Origin of the sequence: Sphingopyxis sp. (assembly GCF_035565275.1) — a bacterium.
Taxonomy (GTDB): domain Bacteria; phylum Pseudomonadota; class Alphaproteobacteria; order Sphingomonadales; family Sphingomonadaceae; genus Sphingopyxis.
In genome coordinates this window covers 1-1,874 of the sequence record NZ_DATMST010000311.1, presented here as the reverse complement: position 1 = coordinate 1,874, position 1,874 = coordinate 1, and the positions used below count along the sequence as shown (strand labels likewise).

Genomic DNA, 1,874 nt, shown 5'->3' with positions numbered 1-1,874 from the left:
GCCCCGCTCGTCTTCGAGCTGGGCAATATACGGAGCCTCCTCGCAAACTGGGCTTTCGTGCAAAGCGCGATGAGTATCGAGGATCCGGACATGTTGATCCTCGACTATACGCGCCGGATGATGGGGTTCCTCCTGTTCCATCCCTCTCCAGAGACCATCGAGATCATCGGGCTCGGCGGCGGATCGCTGGCAAAATACTGTCACAGATATCTTCCGGACACCTCGATCGTCGCGGTCGAAATCGACCCCGACGTCATCGCGGTTCGAGAGCAATTCTTCATGCCGCCCGAGAGCGAGCGCTTCGAGATCGTCTGCGGTGATGGCGCGGAATTCGTCGCGCGCGATCCCGGACGCTGCGACATCCTGCTCGTCGACGGTTTCGACAAGGACGGACAGCCGGCCCGGCTCTGCTCATCGGAATTCTACCGCGATTGCCGTTCGCGCTTGAATCCCGGCGGCATTCTCGTCGTCAACCTCTGTGACCATCACTGGAAACATCGCTCTATCCTGTCCCGCATAAGGGGATGTTTTGGATCTACGATCGATCTCCCCATGAAGGTCGGGATGAACCGGATCGTCTTCGCGTTCAGGGATGGCCAGCCTTCGCCGGATCGCGCTGCGCTTTTGCGGAACGCCCACGATCTCGATCGCGCCCATCCAATGTCCTTTTCGTCTTTGGCCACTGAAATTGCGGACGGGATGGAAGCGCTCGACCACAGGCCGGTCGATAGCATCGAAAGCGGCTTTGACGGAGCGCCGTCGCTGTCGATGGCCGCGCTATGGTCGGCTGGCTGAGTCCGGGCAGCTATCGCCCTCCGCATCCTGGGCCTTGATCCGGGAGGTCGTCTCGGGGCGCCCCATTGACCGCGCGAGGTCCTGGCGCGGTCATATTCTCTGCCTGGTCCCGCGTTACGATATTCATGGCGGGATGGGGGCAGCCCGAGGCCGGCGATGATCGGCGTGTGCGGTGTGTTCTTCACCCGAACCAGGGACCCGCGAGCGGATGCGCAAGATGTGCCCGCGCCCGGCGCACGAGGCGTTGAATCCGCAGACGATAGGCGGTGCTTTCGAGCCGCCAATGGTCGGGTGCGACCGCGCGGCCGAACAAGCGCCGGGCCATCGCCTGCTGCGACGCCCCCGCGAGCAGGGCATCGGCGACGCGCAGTTCGAGTATCCACTGCGCTGCACGGCGCTCGCGCGGCATCAGCGAGGCGGGTAAACTTCCGCCTTCGACAACGCTGGCCAGTTGCCGGAGCGCCGCGAGCCGGGGCCGAAGCGATCGCAGACCGGTGAGGCGGTGCTCGATCAGAAGCGGTCCGCCGAGCAGCGTGCCGTTGTGCAGATCGAGACGGATCGCCCAGTGGCCGTCGCTCAGCAACCAGTGCTCCGCCTCGGCGGTGACCTCGACGGAAACCAGCGGCGCAATCGTCAGGATGTCGAGCGAATCGCCGGCAGCCGGCCCTGGCTCGGCTTGCCCGGCGGGGCGACCGTCGAGCACCGCCGGGTCGGTATTCACGCTCCAGATCGGCCGCGCCTGCGGGGCGGGGATGGCGGGGTCGAGCCACCCGACCAGTCCCAGCCGGCTTGCCGCGCCGCGCGGCAGGCGATCGCGCTCATGCCAGCGATCCCGGTATGCGGCGCTGCGACGCAGCCACTCCCAGGCAAAGAAGCGCCTGTCGCACAGGAGCAGCTCGGCATAAGCATCGGCCGAACGCCAATCGGCGCCGGGCTCGCCGGTTCTCACGCGATATATCCAGAAGGTCTTCCGAATAGCGGCATGAAGCGACGACCGGGCCGGAAAGCACGCGGCTCAGGACCGCGTTGAAAGGCGCATGGCCGACGGCGCCGAAGCGGGGCGGCGACGCGGGGCCGCC

At 66.0% G+C, this 1,874-nt stretch carries 2 protein-coding genes; one reads left to right on the top strand and one right to left on the bottom strand.

Features of this window, described 5'->3' with window-relative positions:
- The coding region (locus tag VN047_RS20630) for a fused MFS/spermidine synthase (protein WP_325546026.1) at window positions 1-795 on the top strand (795 nt) is incomplete at its 5' end.
- 181 nt (window positions 796-976) lie between these two features.
- On the opposite strand, the gene VN047_RS20625 is transcribed toward VN047_RS20630, so the two are convergent.
- Window positions 977-1,744 (bottom strand): DNA -binding domain-containing protein, encoded by a 768-nt coding sequence (locus tag VN047_RS20625; protein WP_325546024.1) that lies wholly within the window; start codon window positions 1,742-1,744, stop codon window positions 977-979.
- Between the last annotated feature and the right edge of the window lie 130 nt (window positions 1,745-1,874).